Below are 21,527 nucleotides of genomic sequence, written 5' to 3' on the forward strand. Positions count from 1 at the left end.
AGAAGTACGATCCACATAAAAAGCACGATAAGTTTTTAAACTTATCGTGTCCTTTTTAATTACAGTTAGTTACCAAACAAACGACTCCAAAACCCTTTTCTCGGGGATTCTTCTATTCTATCATCTAGATTACTTTTTACTCTACTCGACAAGTTACCATTGTTTGAGCTTTCTTGTTCTTTTAACACTTCTTCCCTGTTCTTTTCATCTTCATTGACATTTTTATTTTCGATTTCTATGTCTGTTGATTGTTTCTCATCTTGATTTTTGTTTATATTCTGATTTTCTTCAATAAATGTTGCTTCTTGTGTTTTACTATTTTGCTTTCCATTAGTATTTTTATAAAATGTACCTTAAAATTATAAGTAAAAAATGAATTATAGGTATGATTTTGGTACCAATTTTATATATAGTCCTATTATGTCTTTGTCTTAATAGTATTATTACAAATCCTGAATTTATTATTTTTTCAATTATTGTATTCTTTGAATTTCATCGTACTTATTACAGCAACTAATGATATTTATAGAAAAAATGATGTAGATCGTTATTATGCTGATTATAAATGTAATGAAGAGGACTAAAGAGTTAAAAAAACATAAAAATTTTTAAATATAACATAAGATGACTTATCGGAAGTTATCTATTATCGAATATTCAGAGATGATATAATATATGAGTCGCTTATCTCTCAGGCGTCAATTGACGAAGAGAGGAGGTGCATTACTTTGCTAATCATTTTCGTTCACATCATAGCACCAGTCATCAGCGGCTGTGCTGTTGCGTATTATACTTATTGGCTTAGTAAACGCAACAAATAATTAATAGGCGACTTTATAAGCCAGCATCGAAAAATCCCCACACTATTGCGAGTAGTGTGGGGATTGGTGCATTAATTGTTAATCATTTTCGTTATCTAGATTATAACACTGGTTAGTAGAGAAATGCAAAGTAGTTTTATCTGTTTAGGTTATGTGAATCCAATATATTTAAAAATAGGAGTGATTATGATCAATAAAGTTAACTTACATCACAGGATGAAAATCTTTTAAAACAAATTAATGGAGTAAATCAACAATAGAATCAGATAATGAAATTTCTATTATTTTATTGATTGTAATAGCTTCAGTACATTTTTATTAACTTTAGTTTTGTATAGGATTTTTTTCATTCTATTCAGTATGATTGTGGATATATTTACTAGTAACATAATTAGATATTAAACGCTATATTATTGTGTCATTTCAATTAATAATGCTTAGTTATAATAAATTCTGAAATAAAATTTCTACTTTTTTAGGACTGTTTTTGAAAGCAAGTTTTTTATTACATTACCATCTTTAGCAATAATAAATTTTGTGAAATTTTATTTGATTTTCTTTCCATATTCCAGCTATTTGATCATCAGTACCAGGTTTTTGTTTAGCAAATTGATTACAAGAAAATCCAAGTATAATTAACCCTTGCTCTTTATATTTTTGGTAATATTTTTCTAATTCTTCAAATTGACCACTAAGCTACATTTTGTGGCAGTATTAACTAATATAATAACTTTACCTTTGTAGTCATTTAAATAATACTTAATACCTACTACCATCTTTGTTAACAACTTGTATATCATAAATATTACTAGTTATTTTATAGCACTCCTTTTATAACATTGCTAATTTTAATTGATCTATAACGCCACTTGATGATCCAGGAAAAGCAAAGATCATTTTATTTAAATCTTGAGCCGTTAATTTTTGGTTTACAATGAAAGTTAATAAATTAACTAAATCTGGTGCATCATCAGCATATATAGCAGCTCCCACTAATTGTTTATCATTATTTAATACAATTGTCATTTCAGCTTCAGTTTCATTTTTGTATTCAAACACCATTTGTTTACCAAAAGGAATATCTATCACTTTATAGTCCTCACTAGTATTAGCTTCATCTACAGAAACTCCAATATTAGACAATCTTGGTAGTGTATATAAAACTGAAGGTATTGCAGGATAGGTAATAGGATTTTTATTCATACCCAAAATATGCGCAGCAATATAGTTAGATTCAAATGTTGCAGTAGGTGTTAATTTAGGAATTACTTTATCTAACACATCACCACTAGCATAAATATTAGGGATATTTGTACGTAAATATTCATCTACCTGTATACCTCGAGTAGTGAAATTAACGCCAACTTCTTCAAGTCCAATACCGTTGACATTTGGTCTACGTCCAGTAGCATCTAACACATAGTTAGTAGTAATCTCTAATCCTGATTCTGTTGATACAGTATAATTGTCACCTAGCTCTTTAATTACAGTAGTATTTTCATTCATATGGAATTGAACTCCTTCTGTTGCCAATTTGTCCATTAATTTAGCAACATGTGCTGAATAAAAACCTTTGAGCGGTTCATCGTCAACATGAATCATATGAGTTTCTACACCAGATTTAATGGCTATGCTAGCAAATTCAATACTAATAATACCTACACCTATAAATGTGATACTATTTGGCATTTGCTCTAAGGATAAGAAGTCTCTACTATCGTGTGTATATTCAGACCCTTCAATATCTAACTTATTGCTGTGTTGACCTGTTGCAATAACTATGTTTTCACCGTAATATTGTTCACCATCTACTACGAGGTGATGCTCATCTACTAATTTTCCTGCCCCTTCAATAATATCAATACCTTGTTGTTCAAATAAACCTTTCAAAGTATTTGCCATAGGGTCAATGATTTTATGTTTATAAGACATAAGGTTTTCCCAATTCACTGATAATGCTTCAGTATTAATTATGTTGGGATAGTGTGAAGCTTGCTCTAGTACTTCATAAGGGTTTTCTAATAAAATTTTGGCATTGCACCCATAATTTGTACAAGTACCTGCTATACGATCTTTTTCGACAATAGCAACCGATTTCCCCGCTTTGTTTAAAGTCAGCGCACTATGCCAAGCTGCGTGTCCACTACCTAAAAATACAACATCATATTGTTTCATTTGAATCATCCTTTGTAATAATTTTCAACGTTTCTTCTAAATTATCCATAATACTTTTGGCTTTCATATATTCATCTACATCAAATTGTGAAGAAATGCATTTAGCAATAGCTTCATGTACTGCTTCTTGCTCATTTAGACCTTTTATCGTTAAAGTTATGATAAGGTTACGTTTATCGCTTTCATCCCTATTTCTTTGAACCCAGCCAGATTGCTCAAGTCTTTTTAGTAATGGGCTTAGGGTATTACTTGCTAGATTCAACTTTTTACCAATGGATAATAAAGTTTGAGGGTTCTCTTCCCATAATGTTAATAGCACTAGATATTGAGAAAAAGTTAAACCGAATTGACATAATTGCTTTTCATAAAACTTGCTGAATAATTTGTTAACATTATAAGCAGAAAAGCATAGCTGATGTGCCAATTTCATTTCATCATCAATCAATTTAATCACTCCTATTCTCATTAAAGAATAATCAATCGCAAACGATTAATCAACTGAGAAAACTTATAATGAACCACATACGTTTGTTTAATTGATTACTAACTTTTAAAATTTTTCATCAATTGTGCAAATTGATTTCGATTTTAAAAATAGTGCGTAAAACTTATGGTTTCAGAGTATTATTCAAAAGAAGAATGAACAAGTCATTAAATATATACGTAAAGTAATTGGAAAAAGAGCTATAATTTAGTTCTTTTTTCATACTTATACATTGTTGTTTAACAGTATGACGGTTTGAGTGTTTTGTAAATTTTTCCATAATCCTAATAAAAAGGAGTTTTAATAGCGAAAGCATGGCAATTAGAAAATTTTGGTTTAGATAACCTTAAACAAGTTGAACTAGAGAAACCCGAAATTACAGAAGATCAAATTTTAATTAAAGTTAACTCTGTATCACTTAATTATCGAGATACTGCAATTGTCGAAGGTATATGTATATATCCCCCTGAATTATTAAAATTTCCGTTTATTCCTGTTTCAGATGCTTCAGGAATAGTTGTAGAAATCGGCTCAAAAGTTACCAAATTTAAAAAAGGTGATCGTGTTACTTCACATATGTTTATCAAGTGGCTAGATAGAAAACCTAAAAGCGATGAACAATCACATGCCTTAGGTGCTACAGTAGATGGTGGACTTTCAGAATACATGGTATTGAATGAAAATGCAGCTGTATTCTCTCCTGAAACACTTACAGATAATCAATCGTCAACTTTGCCAGTAGCAGCATTTGTGAATTGATTCTCATTGGTTGAATATGGAAATATTAAAGCAGGTGATAAAGTTCTTGTTCAAGGCACAGGTGGCGTTTCTATATTTGTAATTCAAATAACAGCAGCATTAGGAGCAGAAGTTATTGCAACAAATAGCAGTGATGAAAAATTAGAAAAAGCCAAAGAACTCGGCGCTTCTAAAGTAATCAACTACAAAAAGCATCTTGATTGGGAAAAAGAAGTCCAAAAATTAACAAATGTAAAGGTGTAGAACATATTGTAGAAGTGGTTGGTGGGTCAAGTATTGCCAAATCTATAGATGTCTTAGTTTTTAAAGGGCATACATAGATTATTGGATTTCTTGAAAATATGGGAGCAAATGTTAATTTATTCGCATTACTTGCTAAACAAGCAAGAATCCAAGGTATCAATCTAGGGCACCATAGATCATTTGAAGATTTCAATAAAGTTTTAGATCAAATAAATATAAATCCTGTAGAAGTAGGTATTACACGCCAAACTATATATAGAATTAAAAACAGTAGATAAAATAGTATAGGCATTAATCTATATAGATGTTAGTCTATTAAATGTCTAAGAGGTATATTCGTGTCTTATAAAGAACTATCAACAATATTAAAAGTTTTATCAGATCCAAGTAGGTTGGAAATGCTGGATTTACTATCTTGTGGTGAATTATGTGCTTGTGACTTGTTGGAATATTTTCAATTCTCACAACCTACGATAAGTCATCATATGAAGTCATTAGTAGATAATGATTTAGTTATTACACGAAAAAATGGTAATAAACACATGTATCAACTTAATCGTGAATTTTTAGATTATATTAATCAAAATTTGAACATCATTAACTCGCCTAACCAACGGTACGTATGTAAAAGTATGAAATTGGGTGAGTGTTGATGACAATTTTAGCAATTGTGATTTTTCTTTTAACTTTAATTTTTGTGATATGGCAACCTAAAGATTTAGATATTGGTGTTACAGCTTTCATTGGAGCTGTCGTTGCTATCATTACAGGAGTCGTAAGTTTTTCTGATGTATTAGAAGTAACAGATATTGTTTGGAATGCTACATTAACATTTGTAGCTGTTATTCTTATTTCATTAATATTAGATGAAATTGGTTTTTTTGAATGGTCTGCAATACATATGGTCAAGGCTTCCAACGGTAATGGATTAAAAATGTTTATCTTTATAATGATATTAGGGGCAATTGTAGCAGCATTTTTTGCAAATGATGGTGCAGCTTTAATCTTAACGCCCATTGTATTAGCAATGGTAAGGAATCTAGGATTTAATCAAAAAGTGATTTTCCCTTTTATTATTGCTAGTGGTTTTATTGCAGATACTACATCACTGCCTTTAATTGTAAGTAACTTAGTTAATATTGTTTCTGCAGATTACTTTGATATTGGGTTTATTGAGTATCTTAGTCGAATGATTATTCCTAATATATTTTCTCTGATTGCTAGTATTATCGTTTTATGGTTATATTTCAGAAAATCTATACCTAAAACGTTCAATACAGAAAATATTTCAGACCCTAAAAATGTAATCAAAGATCCTAAATTATTTAAGCTTTCATGGATTGTATTAGCAATACTACTTGTGGGATATCTTGTTAGTGAGTTTATACAAATACCTGTATCAATCATTGCTGGTATCATTGCTCTTATCTTTGTAATATTAGCTCGTAAATCTAAAGCAGTTCATACAAAACAAGTAATTAAAGGCGCACCATGGAATATTGTTGTATTCTCTATTGGTATGTACCTTGTTGTGTTTGGACTAAAAAATGTAGGTATTACAACTATTCTTGGGGATATCCTAACAAATATTTCAAGTTATGGGTTATTCAGCAGTATCATGGGTATGGGATTTATAGCTGCTTTCTTATCTTCAATTATGAACAACATGCCAACTGTTTTAATAGATGCAATAGCGATTGGTCAATTCAGTGCTACAGGAATATTAAAAGAAGGTATGGTTTATGCGAATGTCATAGGTTCTGATTTAGGACCTAAAATTACGCCAATTGGTTCTTTAACAACATTATTGTGGCTACATGTCTTAACACAAAAAGGTGTGAAGATTTCATGGGGAACATACTTTAAAACTGGAATTATCATTACTATTCCAGTCCTATTTGTAACACTCTTAGGTTTATACCTTACACTAATCATATTTTAAGAAAAGAGGCTTTAATTATGGATAAGAAAACAATTTATTTTATATGCACAGGAAACTCTTGTCGTAGCCAAATGGCTGAAGGTTGGGGAAGGGAAATATTGGGTGAAGATTGGAATGTCTATTCTGCCGGTATTGAAACACATGGTGTTAATCCTAAAGCAATAGAAGCTATGAAAGAAGTAGATATTGATATATCAAACCATACGTCAGACTTGATTGATAATCATATTTTAAAACAATCAGATTTTGTCGTAACGTTATGTAGTGATGCAGACGATAATTGTCCTATTTTGCCACCAAACGTTAAAAAAGAGCATTGGGGTTTTGAGGATCCAGCAGGTAAATAATGGTCAGAATTTCAACGTGTTAGAGACGAGATTAAATTAGCTATAGAAAATTTTAAAATGATAGGTATTGCAAAAATTAATGAAACAAAAAACTTAACTTTAAAATTTCCATGATGATGTGCATGGCCACTATGATGTGAGGCATGGTTATCATGATGATCATGATAACCATGTCTAGTATGAATCATATGATGCTGTGAGTCTCTATTATCCATCAAATTACTTCCTCCAATTTATAAAAATCTATAGGTAATATAATTAGTTCATATTATATACCCAGTAGGGGTAAGTAAAAACGAATTGATTTCCAAAATAATTAGAAAATACATATCGCTTAATCGAATAAATTCATATTTTAATATTATAAATCAAGAGATATACTATCATTTAAAGTTATTTATATTGATTTTAATTGAATTAATACTATTTAAATATTAAATAAATCATTAAATGATTCTATCATTGTTGGATGGGTATAAATATTGTCTCTTAAAATTGTATAGTCAATATCTTGATCAATAGCAAGTTTAATAATATTTATCATTTCTTCAGATTGTAGTCCATATAGTGTAGCTCCTAATATTTTATTTGTTTTAGTATCTATCACTACTTTAAACAGGCCTCTAGTGTCATTATTGATTTTGTGTCTTGGTATATTATTAACTGGAAGCTTACCTTCTTTAATCTTATAACCTTGTTCTTTCGCTTCTTTCGCCGTTAAACCAACACGAGATAATGGTGGGTCTATAAATACAGTATATGGTATTGACCCTCTATTTTCTGTAGTACGCTCACCTGAACCTAATAATTTGTCGTTAACAATTCTAAAATCATCTAAAGAAATATAAGTGAATTGCATGCCCCCTTTAACATCACCAATCGTATAGATATGATTAACTTCAGTTTTCAGTTGATTATCAACTTTAATTTCGCCACGTTCACCAAGTTTAATATCAGTATTTTCTAAATTTAAGTCTGTATTTGGTTTTCTACCAATTGCGAGTAGAACTGCATCTGCTTCAAAATCGCCTCTATTCGTTTTTACGACAGTATGATCATCTTGATCTTCAAATGCTGAAGTTTGAATATCTAGCTCAATTTTTACACCTTTATCTTCTAAGTCTTTAATTGCATGAGAAACGATTTCTTCATCTTCTTTTGGCATTAGTCTTTCTTTCATTTCTAATACAGTCACTTCTGTCCCAAAGTTGGCAAACATAGATGCAAATTCTAAAGAAATATAACCTCCACCCACAATAACCAATCGTTTAGGCTTCTCATTTAAATTCATGATACCAGTAGAATCGTATAAATATTTTGATTTTTGAATGCCTTGGATATTTGGAATAACAGGTGTTGCTCCTGTATTTATAACGATGTTATTTGCTGTTAAAGTATCTATGACTTTACCTTGTTCATCTAATAAATTCACTTCAGTATTTGATTTAAAGGCAGCTTTATAATCTAATACTGTTATATTTTCATCATCTGCTAAATTATGGTAGTTCTTTTTATTAAGTGCAGTTATAACTTCTTCTTTACGATGTAATGATCGATTGAATGAACCACTTTCTAATCCTTCATGTATTAATGTTTTAGATGGGATACACCCTGTGTTGATACATGTACCTCCATACATTTTTTGAGATTTTTCAACTACTGCTACTTTCATTCCTTGTGCTGATGCACTTTTTGCAAGTGTTTTACCACCTTTGCCAAATCCTAAAATTAATAAATCATACTTTTTCATTGTATCTCTCCATTAAAATTTTATTGAGTATATCTTCAATTGATATATTTTGATAAAATGCTTCTAAAATTCTAAACTCTTCGTAATGATATTCTGACATAACATGACTCATTTGATTTGAAATTTCACATTCACTATCTTTAGTTCCTGTGTAAATTCTTCCAAATGATTTATTAGCGGTGAATAATCTAAATAATTCTGCTAAGGATGTATTCAAGACATTACCTTGCACACTATAACCGCCATACTTTCCTTTTTCCACTGTAATATAACCACTTTCGGATAATTGACTCATAACTCTTCTTAGTTGAACTGGATTTACACAAACTTTCTTTGATAGTTCGGTACTACTGAACTTTTCATAAGAATGCTTACTTAAAAAAACTAGTACATGGACTGCGATATTAAACTCTAAATTCAATGAAGTACCTCCAAATTCCAAAAGTAATTGTTATAGTTACATTTAAGCACATTAATTTATGATATGCAAATAAATTGGAATGTAATTTATTTCTACTTTTTATCTTAAAAACTTTTTTTAGTTTCTAGGAGTTTGTTTATTTGAGATATTGGAATATTAATGGAAGACAATATGATTAACTAAAATTGATTTTTGATTAATAGAAATATTGAAGAGTTTATATGGTGAAATTTATTAGTTAGTGAGAAAAATGTTTCTGTTTCAAAGTGAAAAATACTGTAATATGAATACGGAGAAATGCAAAAATAATTTCTTGTTAAAATAACATTTACGTTTTTAGATTTGCTTACTATTGTATACTAATTCCCATATTTTACAAGCATCGCTTGGTAATTGGAAATTAAAAGTTAATCTTCGTATATTATTTAAAATATCTCTAATATTTTCATGAGCAGATATTAAATCTGCAATTATACTTTCAATATCTGAAACCTTTTGACCATTACTATATTCAATGATTTTAGAAAAATCCACTGTATCTTCCTTTTGTGTATGTTCTAACATATTATCTCTAAATACTTGATATGATTTTTATGTTTCAAAATAGTCTGTTGCATATAAACCTCTCCTACACTTTAGTTTAATCATAGTGTATTCGTTTTTAAGAAATATAAACTTGACCTATATCAATCTTATCTAATAAATATAGCGAATAATATTTAGGCTTAAACAGATAGATATATATAAAGAGTCCAGAAACTTTATGTCCCGGACTCATGAAACAGAAAAATTTGATTATATATCGAGAGAAAAAGATATATTTGAAAATCTATATGAAAATGTCTTGCCTTATAACCCAATATATTTATAGAATTAATGAAAATCAAATAAACACTTATTATAATAACTATGAATTAGTTAAAAATAGTAAGGATTTATTAAAATTACTAAAGTTAAAAGGAATTCATTTCGAAAATTCTTTAAGAAATGATCCTCTTTATAGCGAACAATACGAAGTATTTAGAAATTTACTTTAGCGTGATTAGTCTGAATACATGGTTTTGCATTTCTCCACCAACCAGTGTTATAATCTAATTAACAAGGATATCTGCATTTGATGCACCAATCCCCTCACTATTGCGAGTAGTGAGGGGATTTTTAATGGTGTGGCTTAGTCGCCTATATTTACTTATCATCACGTTTTCGAAGCCAATACGAAAATAACGCAACGATACAACCACTTGTTGCTGTGGTCATGATGTGAACAAGGATATCTGTCATTTTTAGCACCTCCTCTCTGCGTCTGAATTGACGCCTGAGAGATAGGCGACTTTTATATTATATCAACTATAATATTTGAATTACAGATAATTTCCGATAAGTGATTTTATGTTAAAAACTATATTAAAATAAAATTTTATATTACTCTCTCTTTTCCATAAACATTTCAATAAGTACTTGATGGCGACGTATTGCATGATCATACTCCCCTAACAATTCTCGATTCATAAATTGTATAAGTTCTTCTACATTGCCATTAACATATTGAGTTATAAAATTTCTATATGCTTGTTCTCTACCATTTGTACCCACTTTATATGAAATCAATAAACTACTCAGACCATAAACGAAATCTTTATTAATTTCAGAATAACGAAATACATTTTTGACACATTTGTTTTCGATGTCATCTAATTGTTGCTTTTTTTGTTGATAATTCAAAGTATCATCTTTCATTATCTCAGGTGTCTTATTTCTAACGCCTCGAAATTCATTCTTTAGTAAAGAAATCATTCTAAAAGCTTCTTTCTCATTTAATTTCATCTCACTGTCACCCTTCTTTTTGTTATGATATTTCAACTTATTTTTACCTAACCACGTTTTATATAAGAATACTACTAGTACTGTTATTTCTAATACTAATACTACTGGAAATGTAGAAAGAAATATTCTAAACGGTATTAATAATTTACCAAAGTCCCATCTCCATAAATCATATAGTGCTTTTAAACATGTAATTGCAATATATGTATCAACACCTACTAATATGATAAATAATGACCATCTTAGCCACATAGGAAATACTTTAGTTTCTTTTAATGCATCCTTATTAATACTAAAAAGTGCTACGACATGAGGTATAAAAGTCACTCTTGACTCTCTTTTTTTAATATCGCTAATATTCTCTTCATACTCTTTATTTTCATCTTCATCAACATATATAAGTTTTCCATCATCTTTATCTTCGACTCTATCACGAACAATATATTTCATCTTTTTATTATTATGCGTAAGTTCAACTTCATAATATTTCTTTTCTTTGATAAATAGGGGGAATAAAAATATAGCATATACCACATTAAACGCTGTAAATATGTAAAATGCACTCCATAAGTCTGATTTTATTGAATTAATATTTTTAACCTCTGAAAATATTTCACTAATACTCAAAAACATCAATATATCTAAAAGTATAACCAAACCAATAAATCTTAATATATTTTTAAATAGTCTACCTAATCTTTCTTTATTGGGATTCATTATATTATTTCTATCAACCAGTTTTGATATAATGATTCCAAATAACGGTATAACAAATATGCTTAACCATCTCAATATAGTATTGGCAATTTCAAAATATTCCTTGATTTCCATACCTATTGACACCTCATTGTTATTTATATTTAATTCATTTTATGATTCCAATATAGTAAATTAGAAGAACATATGATGTTTATTCAATGGTTTCTGAGTCATATTTATCAAGTTAAATAGCAACCATTTCTGTTCGGATAACTTTATTTCAAAAATCTATCATCTCAGTTTTCCAAACTTTAATGAGTATTATACCAACTAAAAAAAGTGTTTTGTCCTACTCCTTTTGCACTTTACTACAATATATTTTCATACTACTTTTTCATATTAACTGTTATCATTTAAATTAAAAAACTCTCGTCTGACATCCCATTTTTAAACTTAAAAAATCATTTTATGCTATCAACATGCTTCCATTTTTAGATCCAATCTATCGCATCTAACTTTACTTTTATGATACTTTTTTGAGTCACATATCGATGCTTGATGATATTTTCTTTTTGACCACAATGATGTCTTTAACGCCAAACTAAACATCCAAAAACATCATATTTTTTAAGTGCCTTTTGAATCAAAAGTGATCGTGTTTTAATTCAAAATATGACACAAATGATGAGCCGTTAAGCTCCTTTTTTGAATCATGATCACTTCATTTTTGAACACATAAATCATCAAAAACGCGACGTAAAAATGAATAACATTGAATGATTTTAATACCCTATTTGGATTCATTCAATGACCTTAGACATTCAAAAAATGGCAATAAACTATATCAAAAAATAGTTTTTCAAATCATTATTATCGATCATTGACTGTCATTTTTTAACTTTTAAAACCGATCCCAAACATGCCCATACATCGTTTCATTTGCTTCATATATACAAAAAAAGTATCACACATTTTTTTGATTTTAATCGTCCATTTTTAATATTGGAAATCTCTTTTTGACATCTTAACATGTCCTCGTTTTTTTCTTTTTCATATGATCACTGACGATTTCAACCACACATAAAATCAAATGCCATGACACCTCAAACACGCCTTCAACTTTTCAAAATAGATCGCTATTCACTCCTATTTTTCAAAGAAAAGAAGTAACCTCCAAAGCACTTTTTTGTGCTCCGGAGCTAACTTTTTTGTATACTTGGCAACTTAAAAAAGTTACCAAGTAAAGAGCATAAGGGACAACGATGCCACCTTCGGTGGCACCCAGCATAGCTGGGGTTTCCTTACCGCTCGCTTCGCTCACTTGCTCCAACTGCGTTGAACTTAGAGCCCCAAGGGATCAGCTCCAATATCTACTTTCGATATTGGAGCTAAAATAACCCGAAAAAGCCCCGGTAACTTTTTTAACCAAAAAGTAGCCAATTTTAAACAAAATTGACAATTTCCAAATTTTCAACCGCGCCGCTATGGGATTTATGACGTCTCGGTAACTTTTTAAATCCCGGTAACTTTCGTTATTTTAATGCATGTTTGTTTTTTGGAGATGATGTTCGTTCAAAAAGTTGAGACGTTTTTCAAAGTTCAAAACCATAGGAACGATGGCCATCGTTCTAGTTGAAACGTTGAAAATTTTTCAAATAGAGGTGAAACAAATGGTATATCAACACATTAATCAGTACTTGTTCAAACATCAAAAAGATCCTGTGAAGGTCGCTATCATATGTCAAAAAATCTTTGAATATCGTGCCACGCAAAATGAAATCACAACGATGCAACAACTCTTTCAAAACATCTATCGTTACCTACGTAATGATCTCAAATTAGGTTTAGAGTTAACCGCTGTTGCGCTCAATCCTCATGACTTACGTGACTATTTTTTAATCCAATCGTATTACTATCATGTCATTTAACAATGTCTCAGAACGACACGATTTGTCGCGAAACAAATCACAAAAATGGTATTTAATAATCATCTTAAACACCATAAACATCATTCAATTTGATACCTATTTTAATTTTTTACAGACGACAATGCTTGTCGTCTGTTTTGCTTATAATAAAAATCATAAGGGGGACAATATTGTGGGAAACAAGATTCAACGAACATTAACTATCTATACTAAGTTACGTGATCACCATTATGTTAATGTGCCTTTGTTGGCTGAAACATTTCACGTTCATCCGCGTTCGATTCAACGAGATTTAGAAGATATTCGTGACTTTTTAAACGATCAACATCAACATTTATTATACGACCATCATACGCAAAATTATTATATGAGTCATCAAACCATGACCGATGATCAAGTGACACCGACGAGTGTCACATATGAAATGACACATCAACTTTATCAACAATTACAACATCATTATCAAACATACGTCCTCAAAAATGACGCACATAAAATGCTTGTGACATTCCAAATGGCACCCTCAGAAGCCATTCATTTTTGTTTTACATATCGTCATGCATTACGTTTAGTGTCACCTGACACGCTCTTTGCGCAATTCACAACCGAACTGATTCAACTACAAATGATTTACATGAAAGGAGCACTTTAAGGTCTATGTTTCAATCACTCAAACAACTCAATCATCTCCGTTTGTATCAGAATACTCAACAACTGAATACTTCAAGTTTCTTACGTTTTGTTCAATCGGTCTTTCAAATCGTCCCACGTTGGTTTTGGTTTTATATCGTCCTCGTATCGATTGTTTTTCCATTTGAGATTGGCAAAGAACCTTTCTTTGTCCCACTCTCAGCACCACCCATCATGACGCAACTCGTGCATCTATATACCTTCATCGTCATGATATTATCCCCACTCACATTAACGTACATCCGTTTTGTGAAATCTATCAGCTTCACGCGATTTTATTGGGGTTTAGTGAAACATGAAGATCGCTTTACTGAACGTCATAACCAACGGATTCGTGAAAAAAGAGGCAAAGTCTACGCCGATGATCGTTATGCGTTTAACTACAATCGTCGCAATGGACATTGGACTGCGACTAATATAGACGCTGAAAAACGGAATCGTCGTGCAGAGATGGGCAATGGTGCTTGGTTTATCGCCATGGGGTACCTAGGTTTTCTTTTATTCTTTGTCGGTGCCTACATGATCATCATGTATTTTATTATCGTCCCTGTCGCCATCGGCGTTGTCTTACACATGTACTACAAATATCAAGCGTTTCAAAAATAGTAAGGAGGAATTAGATGTATTTAACGCTGTCTCGATTGATGATTTATTTTTGATTATTGAGATCAAGTAATCATCAATCTAATTTATTCAACAAGGAGCGATTCTATGAAAACAAAACAATTACTTAGTACAACTGCCATTGCGGGAACACTTTTATTAACGGGCTTAAACGCGCCTCAGGCAAAGGCTGAAAGTAACATCAATGGATCAAATGCCGTCGATATTATTCAACAAGTCGACAAACAGCACGGCAATCAACCTGATTTAATTCGTTATGGTCAACCGAAAGACCATGGTGATTATTATGAAGTGACAACCAATAATAAATCAGGCGTCGGCGGTACAGGCATCACACGTCTTTATAAAGATGGTACAGTTAAACACAGTACCGACAGCAGTGGTCAAGATTTCAAAACCTTCGGTCATTATGAAGACACATCATCACACGATCAAAACACAACACAAGCAGCAACACAACACACTGAAACATCACAACATGATACAACAAATCAAACATTACCAGAGACAGGTCAATCTCACACTGGTATAACAACAATGGTTGGCATCGTCGCACTGATGGCGGGTATCGGATTCATCGCTCGCCGTGCTTCTCACAAAGCTTAATACGTTAACAGAGCGATAGGTCTTCAATATGAAGAGCTATCGCTTCTTTCTATCCAAAACACAAAGGAGTGTTCACAATGAAAAAAAGTATCATTAGTATGATCAGTCTCACTTTCTTATTAGCCGGATGTGGTCACCATAACCAAGCAGCTAATCAAACACACGTCAAATTAGGAGACGTGATGCATCAAGATCAACACATCTCATATCTCGTCAAAAAAGAAGACAATCCAACACCGACAAAAGATTCCGTCGTGACAGCTTATATTGTGACACAAAATGGCAAACAAACCGTTTATAGTAGTGATCAAGCATCTGATCGCACGTTAGGTGATTTTAAAGACAAATCAGATAAAACTATTATTGATATGGCCAAAAAAGATGATCGTGCTGCTTTTCAATATGAGAAAAAAGAAATGAAAAAAGAAATACAAAAACTTGTGAATCGTAAACAACTGAAGGATCATGATGGTTTTAAACTAAAAGCAAGTGATTTTCAAACCCAACCTGAAACAGCCATAAAACATTTAGATAATATGACTTATCAGGCCCCTCAACCTCAAAAAGTGCGTATCCAAGTGACAGAAGATGAAACAGGGAACCACTCGACACGAGAAGCATTTGCCATTCATCCCCAAGGGATTGGTAACACAAAACAACCTGAAGATGTTGGCGATATTGAACAAGTCATGACGGAAAGTGGTATATCAAATGCTTTAAATGAAAACAAAGGTACGATCGATTACCTCACAACCGACAAACATCCTAACCATCATATGATCGCCTTTGATATTGCAGGTGGTACCGCTGATGTCTATGACAAAAAATATGCATTTATAAGCCAAAACGATGGTGAGTTGAATCTCGTTACACCGGTAGGCAAAAAAACAAAAGGCATTCAGTTTGATGCGCCCGATAGCCGCTATGTTCAAGATCAGAAATAAATCTAAATAGCTTTGCCTTACTCAAAAAATCAATATTGAATATCTATCACATCAATCATCGCCGTATCACAAGATTGTGATACGGCGTATTCATTATAAAGGAGACCTTTCATATGTATCATCATATTCAAATGTACCTTGAACAACTCGGTTATGACATCGTTGAAGTTATTTTATTATTTGAAAAAGTCGACCAAAATCATGCCGATATGGATGAGCTGAATACATTAAATCAACTCGCTAGCGCTGTTTATATTCACTGCCAGAGACACAACTTATTGGCATATACACATCCACCTACACCATTCGATCCCTATGAACTCATCGAATGGTTTGTTTTCCAAAGTTATGATCGTGATATCACTTAGGTACCGTATAGGTACCTTTTTATTTATCATCGTTCATCACATCATCGCTGGTATTTATTCCAATTCCTTGATTGTCATTGAGCCTCCGAACCCTTAACAATCCCGAATTTTATCGAATGATCGGTATCATAGCTCACGCTATACCGACATTCGTCGATATAGTTTAGTTAAGGGTTCTTCTCAATGACAATCAATTTTCTCGGCATAAAAAGTTACTGCCCCCCCACACTCAAAAATGAGAACTTTTTAAAACAGGTGATATCAATTGTGAACACTCAAATAATAAAAAGCGATGCCTCCCAACTATATTTTTATTGTTTGAGATTTACTTTCCTGTCAATTCAGGAATAAGCCAACTTAAAAAGCCGCCAATTGGAAAAATGATCCACCAATATCGAGCCATAAATTCCCAACCATTTTTGACAGGTTGCTGTTTCATATTAGATCTTTTATTGTTCATACCAACAGTCATCGGATATTTTTCATCTAATTTTTTTGATATCAATACATTTAAAACATAATGCATCATAGCTAAACTTAAAAACAGCATAAAAATCCAGACAATGCCATAAATGTCTTGTTTTAACCCGTTTAATCCTCCTACAAAAATACCAAACAAACCTAAAAATACAAAAATAACGCCAAATGCGATGAATCGAAACGTCAATTGTTCATTTCTACGATAATGAAACTGCTTTTGTTGTTCTTTAGCTATTTCCATGATTTCCTCCTCCTTATCAGACGACGCAATCGATTCAAAGAGTTCATTGATGGTAACATCTAACGCATTCGAAATATTTTTAAGTGTTTCGCTACTAACTTCTTCACCTGCCTCTATTCTTTGAATAGTTCTTACAGTGACACAGGCCTTTTCGGCTAAGTTTTCTTGCGTTAACGATTTGTCTTTTCTTAATTTTGCGATTTTTGATTGATTCATAGTATTAAATTACTCCTCATCTTAAAAAATAGCCACGACAATCGCCCGACAGACAGACGACAATGACACGACAATTGATTTAAATTGATATTGTATAAAGATATGTAGCTTTCATTTTACAAAAGTCATAAGAAATAATATACTAGAAGTAACGAAAAGTGCGATGTTGTTTGTACATCAAAAACCCCCACAGCCGTCCAAAGCTTTGTGGGGGTCTTCTTTTTATCATTTGAATTGATCATACAAATAATTTGCGATGATGCCAGTCAAAACTGGACAAATGATAATTGTTACGACGAAAAGTGCAATAGTCATTTGTACATCACACCTCCTTTCATGCACAGGAAGTGCTTTTTAAGTATAACAAAAACGACCAGTTTAACACGATACTTTGTAATGTGAATTTTTGAATAAAGATACAAAATTTCTTTTGATGAAAATGCATGAAAACGTGTGAGAACAACGATGTATAAATGGTGCATATAGGATAAATACAGTAAAAAGGCACAAACACCTTTAAATCAGTGTTTGTGCCTTTTCATTGATTTAACATAATAAAGTGTTATAAGTAGTGATTTTATATAGAATATGTATACTTTGTAAAAATGAACAGAATATTAAATATATATCAAAAAACGATTAATAAATTTATATTTTTACTATATTATTTTTTAAAACTGTGATATCTTTATTTTAAATTAATATTTTGGAGGGGCAAAAATGAAAAAATATCTAAACTTCTTATTGCATTTTCATTAGTAACAACACTATCGTATGCAAGTGCTTCAACTGGTTTTATGAATGATAACTCTCATGAAGCATTTGCTAAATCTAAAAAGAAAAAACATAAAGGAAATGGTAACAAACATAATTGCTTCCCAGTCGGAAACAGTGAATTTTGTACAACTCCATAATTAAAATAGAAAAGGTAAAGCAATAAACAATTGCTTTACCTTTTTTTTAGGTTTCATTTATAATATTAATAATCTTAGAAAGGTAACTTAATGTTATGAAATCATCTTTATTTATATTAAAAGAACATTTTAATAATTTATATTTAATGAAAAGATTAGCACAATTTGAAATGAAAATTTCTAACAAAAATAATTATTTGGGAACAGCATGGGAGTTAATTAATCCTTCAATACAAATTTTTATGTATTGGTTTATTTTTGGTTTAGGGTTCAGAAATAATAGAACTGTTGAGAATATACCTTTTATTTTTTGGTTAATTGTAGGAATAAGTATGTGGTTTTTTGTGAACCAAGGTATTTTAAATGGTACAAAAGCAGTTACTAGCAAATATAAGCAAGTAGCTAAAATGAATTTCCCATTATCTATATTATCTAGTTATATCGTCTTGAGTAAATTTTACACTCATATACTATTACTTATTTTAATTATGCTTATATGTGCTTTAAATGGATACTATCCTACTATATATACATTACAATTATTAATTTTTATCCCTTACACTTTGTTACTGACAATGACAATAACACTATTAACTTCAACATTAGCTGTAATTATTAGAGATGTCCAAATGCTTATGCAAGCTCTTATGAGAATAATATTTTTTATATCTTCAATCTTATATTTACCGACAAATACTTTAGTTTTAAAGGTTATACAATTTAATCCTATCTATTTTATAGCTGAAAGTTATAGAGCGGCAATTCTATATCAAAATTGGTTTTTTATAACACATTGGAAACTATCTTTATATAATCTTACTTTCCTTTTAATTACTTTTGTGTTGGGCTCTCTTTTACATGTTAAATATCGCGAACAATTTGCAGATTTTTTATAAACAGGATAAAAAAGCACTCAAAGATAAGACTTTGGTATATACTTCAAACAAAATTTAAAGTTAAAACAAATTGGATTTCGGCTTAGGAGAGATTAAATGCTTTTAAGAGAAACTGAAGACTATGAAAAATATTATAAGATAGGCAATGTTGTTATGGGAACAGCATTTATTTGTATTGTTATTTTTTCGCTTATGAAAAGCACTCCTTTATCTGATCTTTCCTTTTTAAAGTACATACACTTTGCTAGTGAGATTTTATTGATAGCAGGGTTAATTATTAATAGTGTCCCTGATTTTTTAACTTGGAATATAAAGAACATCATTTTTGACCTTATTATCATTTCCTTTTTAATTGTATTTTTCATTTGGGTTTAATAATTATAGAAATCACATTTTTGATTTTGTGGTTTTGAACTATGAGTGGCTAGCACTTTAGCCACTCATTTTTTCGTCAGAAAAAATCCTAAGGGGCTTGGGGAGTATTCCCAACAAGCTGGCCAAACCACTTAACGACTTAATTAATTTTGCTTTATCCTATAAAGTAAAATTATATTAAGGAGTTATCTTTCGAAGAAAGCGTGGTGGGATTGATGAGCGAACAAAATACATTTGTGGCTAGCGACGCAACTGTTGGGCAAAACCATAAATCCAACCGTAAGGAGGCAAAACAAATTAGCTTTCGTGTGAGCGAATCCGAATTTCGTAAAGAAAAAGGCACAGGGCAGTCGATTGGTCACACTTAAATTAGATAAAATGACGCGACAATCGATAGCGAAAGATTTAGGGAAGTTAGGTTCAAATGCCAATCAAATTGCCAAATATTGTAACCAACATCAATATGACGCACCCAATTATATTGAAATAAAAAGCTCGCTCATTTTGAGTTAGCTTTTTATTTTTATCTAAGTATATTTTAAAAATTAGAATACCTTTATTTTTAATTTTAAAGGGGCATTTTAAAGAATTAAGAGTATTTTATATAGTTTTATACCTGAACAATTACATAAACTCTTAAAACGCAAATGAGAGCCAAATAAATATATTTTAATTTCACAACATAAAATTTGAGCAAATCCAGTGTCGATTTTTTAAGACATTGCCCAGTTACATGCAAATTTAAAAATTGGTTAGCAATTATTCAACGCCTTTCTTGTAAAAATAAGATCATCTTTGCCCTCTTCTAGTTTAAAATGTTTATATTTTGCTTAAGTCCTACACATAAGTTAACGTACGTTTTCTGTTGACTTAATTCCAAATTTTGATGTTGTTTTGATTGTTGTAAGATTATTTGAGTTATTGATTAAAGATATTGTATTGAGGTATGTTTTGACGACGCATATTTAATGCATGTATTTCTTCAAGTTCAGCTTTAATTGATTGCATTAAATAGCCTTGCATAGTTTCAACGGTTTCATTTTTTTGTAGCAACATGGCTTTAAAACGTTTTAAAACACTTACAAGTTCAAATTCGACGTCTTCTAAACGGTAATATGTATCATGTGTATTATTAAATGACTTTTTCCCCTTGAGTAAGATACTTTTAATAATACGGATGTCTTTAATTTCAAAATTACTTACATAAGATTTGATTTGCGAAGGTAATTCTTCAAGCGCCTGGAATTTTAAGGCATCATTATTAAATTCGGTTTGTTGATGATTTGTATGATTCGAATGAGAATTCTTAGAAATCATGTTAGATGTATCATTCGTATAATTCGTATCATTATTCTTAGTCTCTATATATTCAGTATTATTAAAATCAGTATCACTTGACTTAGAATTTATTAGTTCTTGAACTGATGATTTATTAGTTCCTTGTCATATGTGGGTTCGAGTAAATAAATTTTGTTAGGTTTATTTAAACCTTGTCTTTCGTTTATAATCAAATTGTATTTTTCTAATTCTTTTTTTAATTTAATGATTTTTGGTTCTGCATAATTTAAAATTGAGCATAACTGTTTATTGGTATATAAAAGATAAATATTATTTTCTGAATCTACCCAGTTATTTAATCTTGATAGTTCAAAGCGATCTTTTAATAAAGCATACATAACTTTTGCAGGTTCTGTTGCAAAGTAAAAAATATAGCTAACCACTAATTTATCATGTCAGTGTTCGCTTAACTTGCTAGCATGATGCTAATTTCGTGGCATGG

At 30.8% G+C, this 21,527-nt stretch carries 25 protein-coding genes and 3 pseudogenes; 16 read left to right on the forward strand and 12 right to left on the reverse strand.

Annotated features, from left to right (window positions below):
• Positions 1 to 728: 728 nt before the first annotated feature.
• Positions 729 to 821 (forward strand): type I toxin-antitoxin system Fst family toxin, encoded by a 93-nt coding sequence (locus tag N524_RS13445; RefSeq protein ID WP_001791613.1) that lies wholly within the window; start codon positions 729 to 731, stop codon positions 819 to 821.
• A 519-nt stretch (positions 822 to 1,340) separates the two neighbouring features.
• Here N524_RS13445 and N524_RS13695 read toward each other — a convergent pair.
• From N524_RS13695 to N524_RS0108910, 3 genes are all read right to left on the reverse strand, one after another.
• Positions 1,341 to 1,457 (reverse strand): hypothetical protein, encoded by a 117-nt coding sequence (locus N524_RS13695; RefSeq protein ID WP_311133135.1) that lies wholly within the window; start codon positions 1,455 to 1,457, stop codon positions 1,341 to 1,343.
• A gap of 195 nt (positions 1,458 to 1,652) precedes the next feature.
• Positions 1,653 to 2,996, reverse strand: a complete 1,344-nt coding sequence (locus tag N524_RS0108905; RefSeq protein ID WP_029056294.1) for a dihydrolipoyl dehydrogenase family protein — start codon at positions 2,994 to 2,996, stop codon at positions 1,653 to 1,655.
• Positions 2,983 to 3,426: a MarR family winged helix-turn-helix transcriptional regulator gene (locus N524_RS0108910; RefSeq protein WP_375371835.1), complete on the reverse strand. Its 444-nt coding sequence runs from the start codon at positions 3,424 to 3,426 to the stop codon at positions 2,983 to 2,985. The genes N524_RS0108905 and N524_RS0108910 overlap by 14 nt, the downstream gene beginning before the upstream one ends.
• A 492-nt stretch (positions 3,427 to 3,918) precedes the next feature.
• On the opposite strand from N524_RS0108910, the gene N524_RS13700 reads away from it, so the two are divergent.
• The 6 genes and pseudogenes from N524_RS13700 to arsC form a co-directional block, all read left to right on the forward strand.
• A complete protein-coding gene (locus N524_RS13700; protein WP_231460207.1) occupies positions 3,919 to 4,239 on the forward strand; it encodes an alcohol dehydrogenase catalytic domain-containing protein in 321 nt (106 codons plus the stop codon).
• 6 nt (positions 4,240 to 4,245) lie between these two features.
• Positions 4,246 to 4,482, forward strand: a complete 237-nt coding sequence (locus tag N524_RS13705; protein ID WP_029056297.1) for a zinc-binding dehydrogenase — start codon at positions 4,246 to 4,248, stop codon at positions 4,480 to 4,482.
• Positions 4,483 to 4,580: 98 nt separating this feature from the next.
• Entirely contained in the window at positions 4,581 to 4,760 is a 180-nt protein-coding gene (locus tag N524_RS13710; protein WP_029056298.1) for a hypothetical protein, read from the forward strand.
• A 60-nt stretch (positions 4,761 to 4,820) separates the two neighbouring features.
• Complete coding sequence (locus N524_RS0108930; RefSeq protein ID WP_029056299.1) at positions 4,821 to 5,135, forward strand: ArsR/SmtB family transcription factor; 315 nt, start codon at positions 4,821 to 4,823, stop codon at positions 5,133 to 5,135.
• Positions 5,132 to 6,424, forward strand: a complete 1,293-nt coding sequence (gene arsB, locus N524_RS0108935) for an arsenite efflux transporter membrane subunit ArsB (protein ID WP_183998755.1) — start codon at positions 5,132 to 5,134, stop codon at positions 6,422 to 6,424. The genes N524_RS0108930 and arsB overlap by 4 nt, the downstream gene beginning before the upstream one ends.
• 17 nt (positions 6,425 to 6,441) lie before the next feature.
• A pseudogene (arsC, locus tag N524_RS12840) lies at positions 6,442 to 6,768 on the forward strand (arsenate reductase (thioredoxin)); the annotation flags it as partial.
• Between the two features lie 14 nt (positions 6,769 to 6,782).
• Here the strand turns inward: arsC and N524_RS13715 are convergent.
• The 6 genes from N524_RS13715 to N524_RS13045 form a co-directional block, all read right to left on the reverse strand.
• On the reverse strand, positions 6,783 to 6,986 hold the full coding sequence (locus tag N524_RS13715; RefSeq protein ID WP_231460209.1) for a hypothetical protein: 204 nt from the start codon (positions 6,984 to 6,986) through the stop codon (positions 6,783 to 6,785).
• Between the two features lie 212 nt (positions 6,987 to 7,198).
• Entirely contained in the window at positions 7,199 to 8,521 is a 1,323-nt protein-coding gene (gene merA, locus N524_RS0108945; protein ID WP_029056301.1) for a hypothiocyanous acid reductase MerA, read from the reverse strand.
• Positions 8,508 to 8,942 carry a redox-sensitive transcriptional regulator HypR gene (hypR, locus tag N524_RS0108950; protein WP_029056302.1) on the reverse strand — a complete coding sequence of 145 codons (435 nt, stop codon included), beginning with the start codon at positions 8,940 to 8,942 and terminating at the stop codon, positions 8,508 to 8,510. The genes merA and hypR overlap by 14 nt, the downstream gene beginning before the upstream one ends.
• A 336-nt stretch (positions 8,943 to 9,278) precedes the next feature.
• Positions 9,279 to 9,506: a hypothetical protein gene (locus tag N524_RS0108955; protein WP_029056303.1), complete on the reverse strand. Its 228-nt coding sequence runs from the start codon at positions 9,504 to 9,506 to the stop codon at positions 9,279 to 9,281.
• A 621-nt stretch (positions 9,507 to 10,127) separates the two neighbouring features.
• The gene (locus tag N524_RS13450; protein ID WP_123186466.1) at positions 10,128 to 10,223 is read right to left on the reverse strand and encodes a type I toxin-antitoxin system Fst family toxin; all 96 of its coding nucleotides are present in this window, start codon (positions 10,221 to 10,223) and stop codon (positions 10,128 to 10,130) included.
• Positions 10,224 to 10,364: 141 nt separating this feature from the next.
• Positions 10,365 to 11,597, reverse strand: a complete 1,233-nt coding sequence (locus tag N524_RS13045; RefSeq protein WP_002484478.1) for a hypothetical protein — start codon at positions 11,595 to 11,597, stop codon at positions 10,365 to 10,367.
• Between the two features lie 1,538 nt (positions 11,598 to 13,135).
• Here N524_RS13045 and N524_RS0108975 point away from each other — a divergent pair.
• Together N524_RS0108975 and N524_RS0108980 are read left to right on the forward strand one after the other, a co-directional pair.
• Positions 13,136 to 13,393 (forward strand): hypothetical protein, encoded by a 258-nt coding sequence (locus N524_RS0108975; protein WP_000262986.1) that lies wholly within the window; start codon positions 13,136 to 13,138, stop codon positions 13,391 to 13,393.
• A gap of 172 nt (positions 13,394 to 13,565) precedes the next feature.
• On the forward strand, positions 13,566 to 14,045 hold the full coding sequence (locus N524_RS0108980) for a hypothetical protein (RefSeq protein WP_000527036.1): 480 nt from the start codon (positions 13,566 to 13,568) through the stop codon (positions 14,043 to 14,045).
• Positions 14,046 to 14,072: 27 nt separating this feature from the next.
• Here N524_RS0108980 and N524_RS13720 read toward each other — a convergent pair whose 3' ends face one another.
• Entirely contained in the window at positions 14,073 to 14,240 is a 168-nt protein-coding gene (locus tag N524_RS13720) for a hypothetical protein (protein WP_231460203.1), read from the reverse strand.
• 131 nt (positions 14,241 to 14,371) lie between these two features.
• Here N524_RS13720 and N524_RS13725 point away from each other — a divergent pair, with 131 nt between their 5' ends.
• The 4 genes from N524_RS13725 to N524_RS0109000 all read left to right on the forward strand — a co-directional run bounded on the left by N524_RS13725 (position 14,372) and on the right by N524_RS0109000 (position 16,625).
• On the forward strand, positions 14,372 to 14,689 hold the full coding sequence (locus N524_RS13725; protein ID WP_000679900.1) for a hypothetical protein: 318 nt from the start codon (positions 14,372 to 14,374) through the stop codon (positions 14,687 to 14,689).
• Positions 14,690 to 14,794: 105 nt separating this feature from the next.
• Positions 14,795 to 15,313, forward strand: coding sequence for an LPXTG cell wall anchor domain-containing protein (locus N524_RS0108990; protein WP_000850931.1), 519 nt, complete (start codon positions 14,795 to 14,797; stop codon positions 15,311 to 15,313).
• A gap of 77 nt (positions 15,314 to 15,390) precedes the next feature.
• Positions 15,391 to 16,257 carry a hypothetical protein gene (locus N524_RS0108995; protein ID WP_000748213.1) on the forward strand — a complete coding sequence of 289 codons (867 nt, stop codon included), beginning with the start codon at positions 15,391 to 15,393 and terminating at the stop codon, positions 16,255 to 16,257.
• 113 nt (positions 16,258 to 16,370) lie between these two features.
• Positions 16,371 to 16,625, forward strand: a complete 255-nt coding sequence (locus N524_RS0109000) for a hypothetical protein (protein ID WP_000274669.1) — start codon at positions 16,371 to 16,373, stop codon at positions 16,623 to 16,625.
• A 325-nt stretch (positions 16,626 to 16,950) separates the two neighbouring features.
• On the opposite strand, the gene N524_RS0109005 is transcribed toward N524_RS0109000, so the two are convergent.
• Entirely contained in the window at positions 16,951 to 17,562 is a 612-nt protein-coding gene (locus N524_RS0109005; RefSeq protein WP_001076470.1) for a helix-turn-helix domain-containing protein, read from the reverse strand.
• Positions 17,563 to 18,571: 1,009 nt separating this feature from the next.
• Here N524_RS0109005 and N524_RS0109015 point away from each other — a divergent pair.
• The 3 genes and pseudogenes from N524_RS0109015 (at position 18,572) to mobC (ending at position 20,260) form a co-directional block, all read left to right on the forward strand.
• Positions 18,572 to 19,372 carry an ABC transporter permease gene (locus N524_RS0109015; protein ID WP_000842630.1) on the forward strand — a complete coding sequence of 267 codons (801 nt, stop codon included), beginning with the start codon at positions 18,572 to 18,574 and terminating at the stop codon, positions 19,370 to 19,372.
• A gap of 96 nt (positions 19,373 to 19,468) precedes the next feature.
• Entirely contained in the window at positions 19,469 to 19,747 is a 279-nt protein-coding gene (locus N524_RS0109020; protein ID WP_000926712.1) for a hypothetical protein, read from the forward strand.
• 215 nt (positions 19,748 to 19,962) lie between these two features.
• Positions 19,963 to 20,260: pseudogene (gene mobC / locus N524_RS13730) on the forward strand (plasmid mobilization relaxosome protein MobC).
• Between the two features lie 405 nt (positions 20,261 to 20,665).
• Here mobC and N524_RS12850 read toward each other — a convergent pair.
• Positions 20,666 to 21,435, reverse strand: a pseudogene (locus N524_RS12850) (replication initiator protein A); the annotation flags it as partial.
• Positions 21,436 to 21,527: the final 92 nt, after the last annotated feature.

The sequence above is a fragment of the Staphylococcus sp. URHA0057 genome (assembly GCF_000620265.1).
Taxonomy (GTDB): Bacteria; Bacillota; Bacilli; order Staphylococcales; family Staphylococcaceae; genus Staphylococcus; species Staphylococcus pasteuri.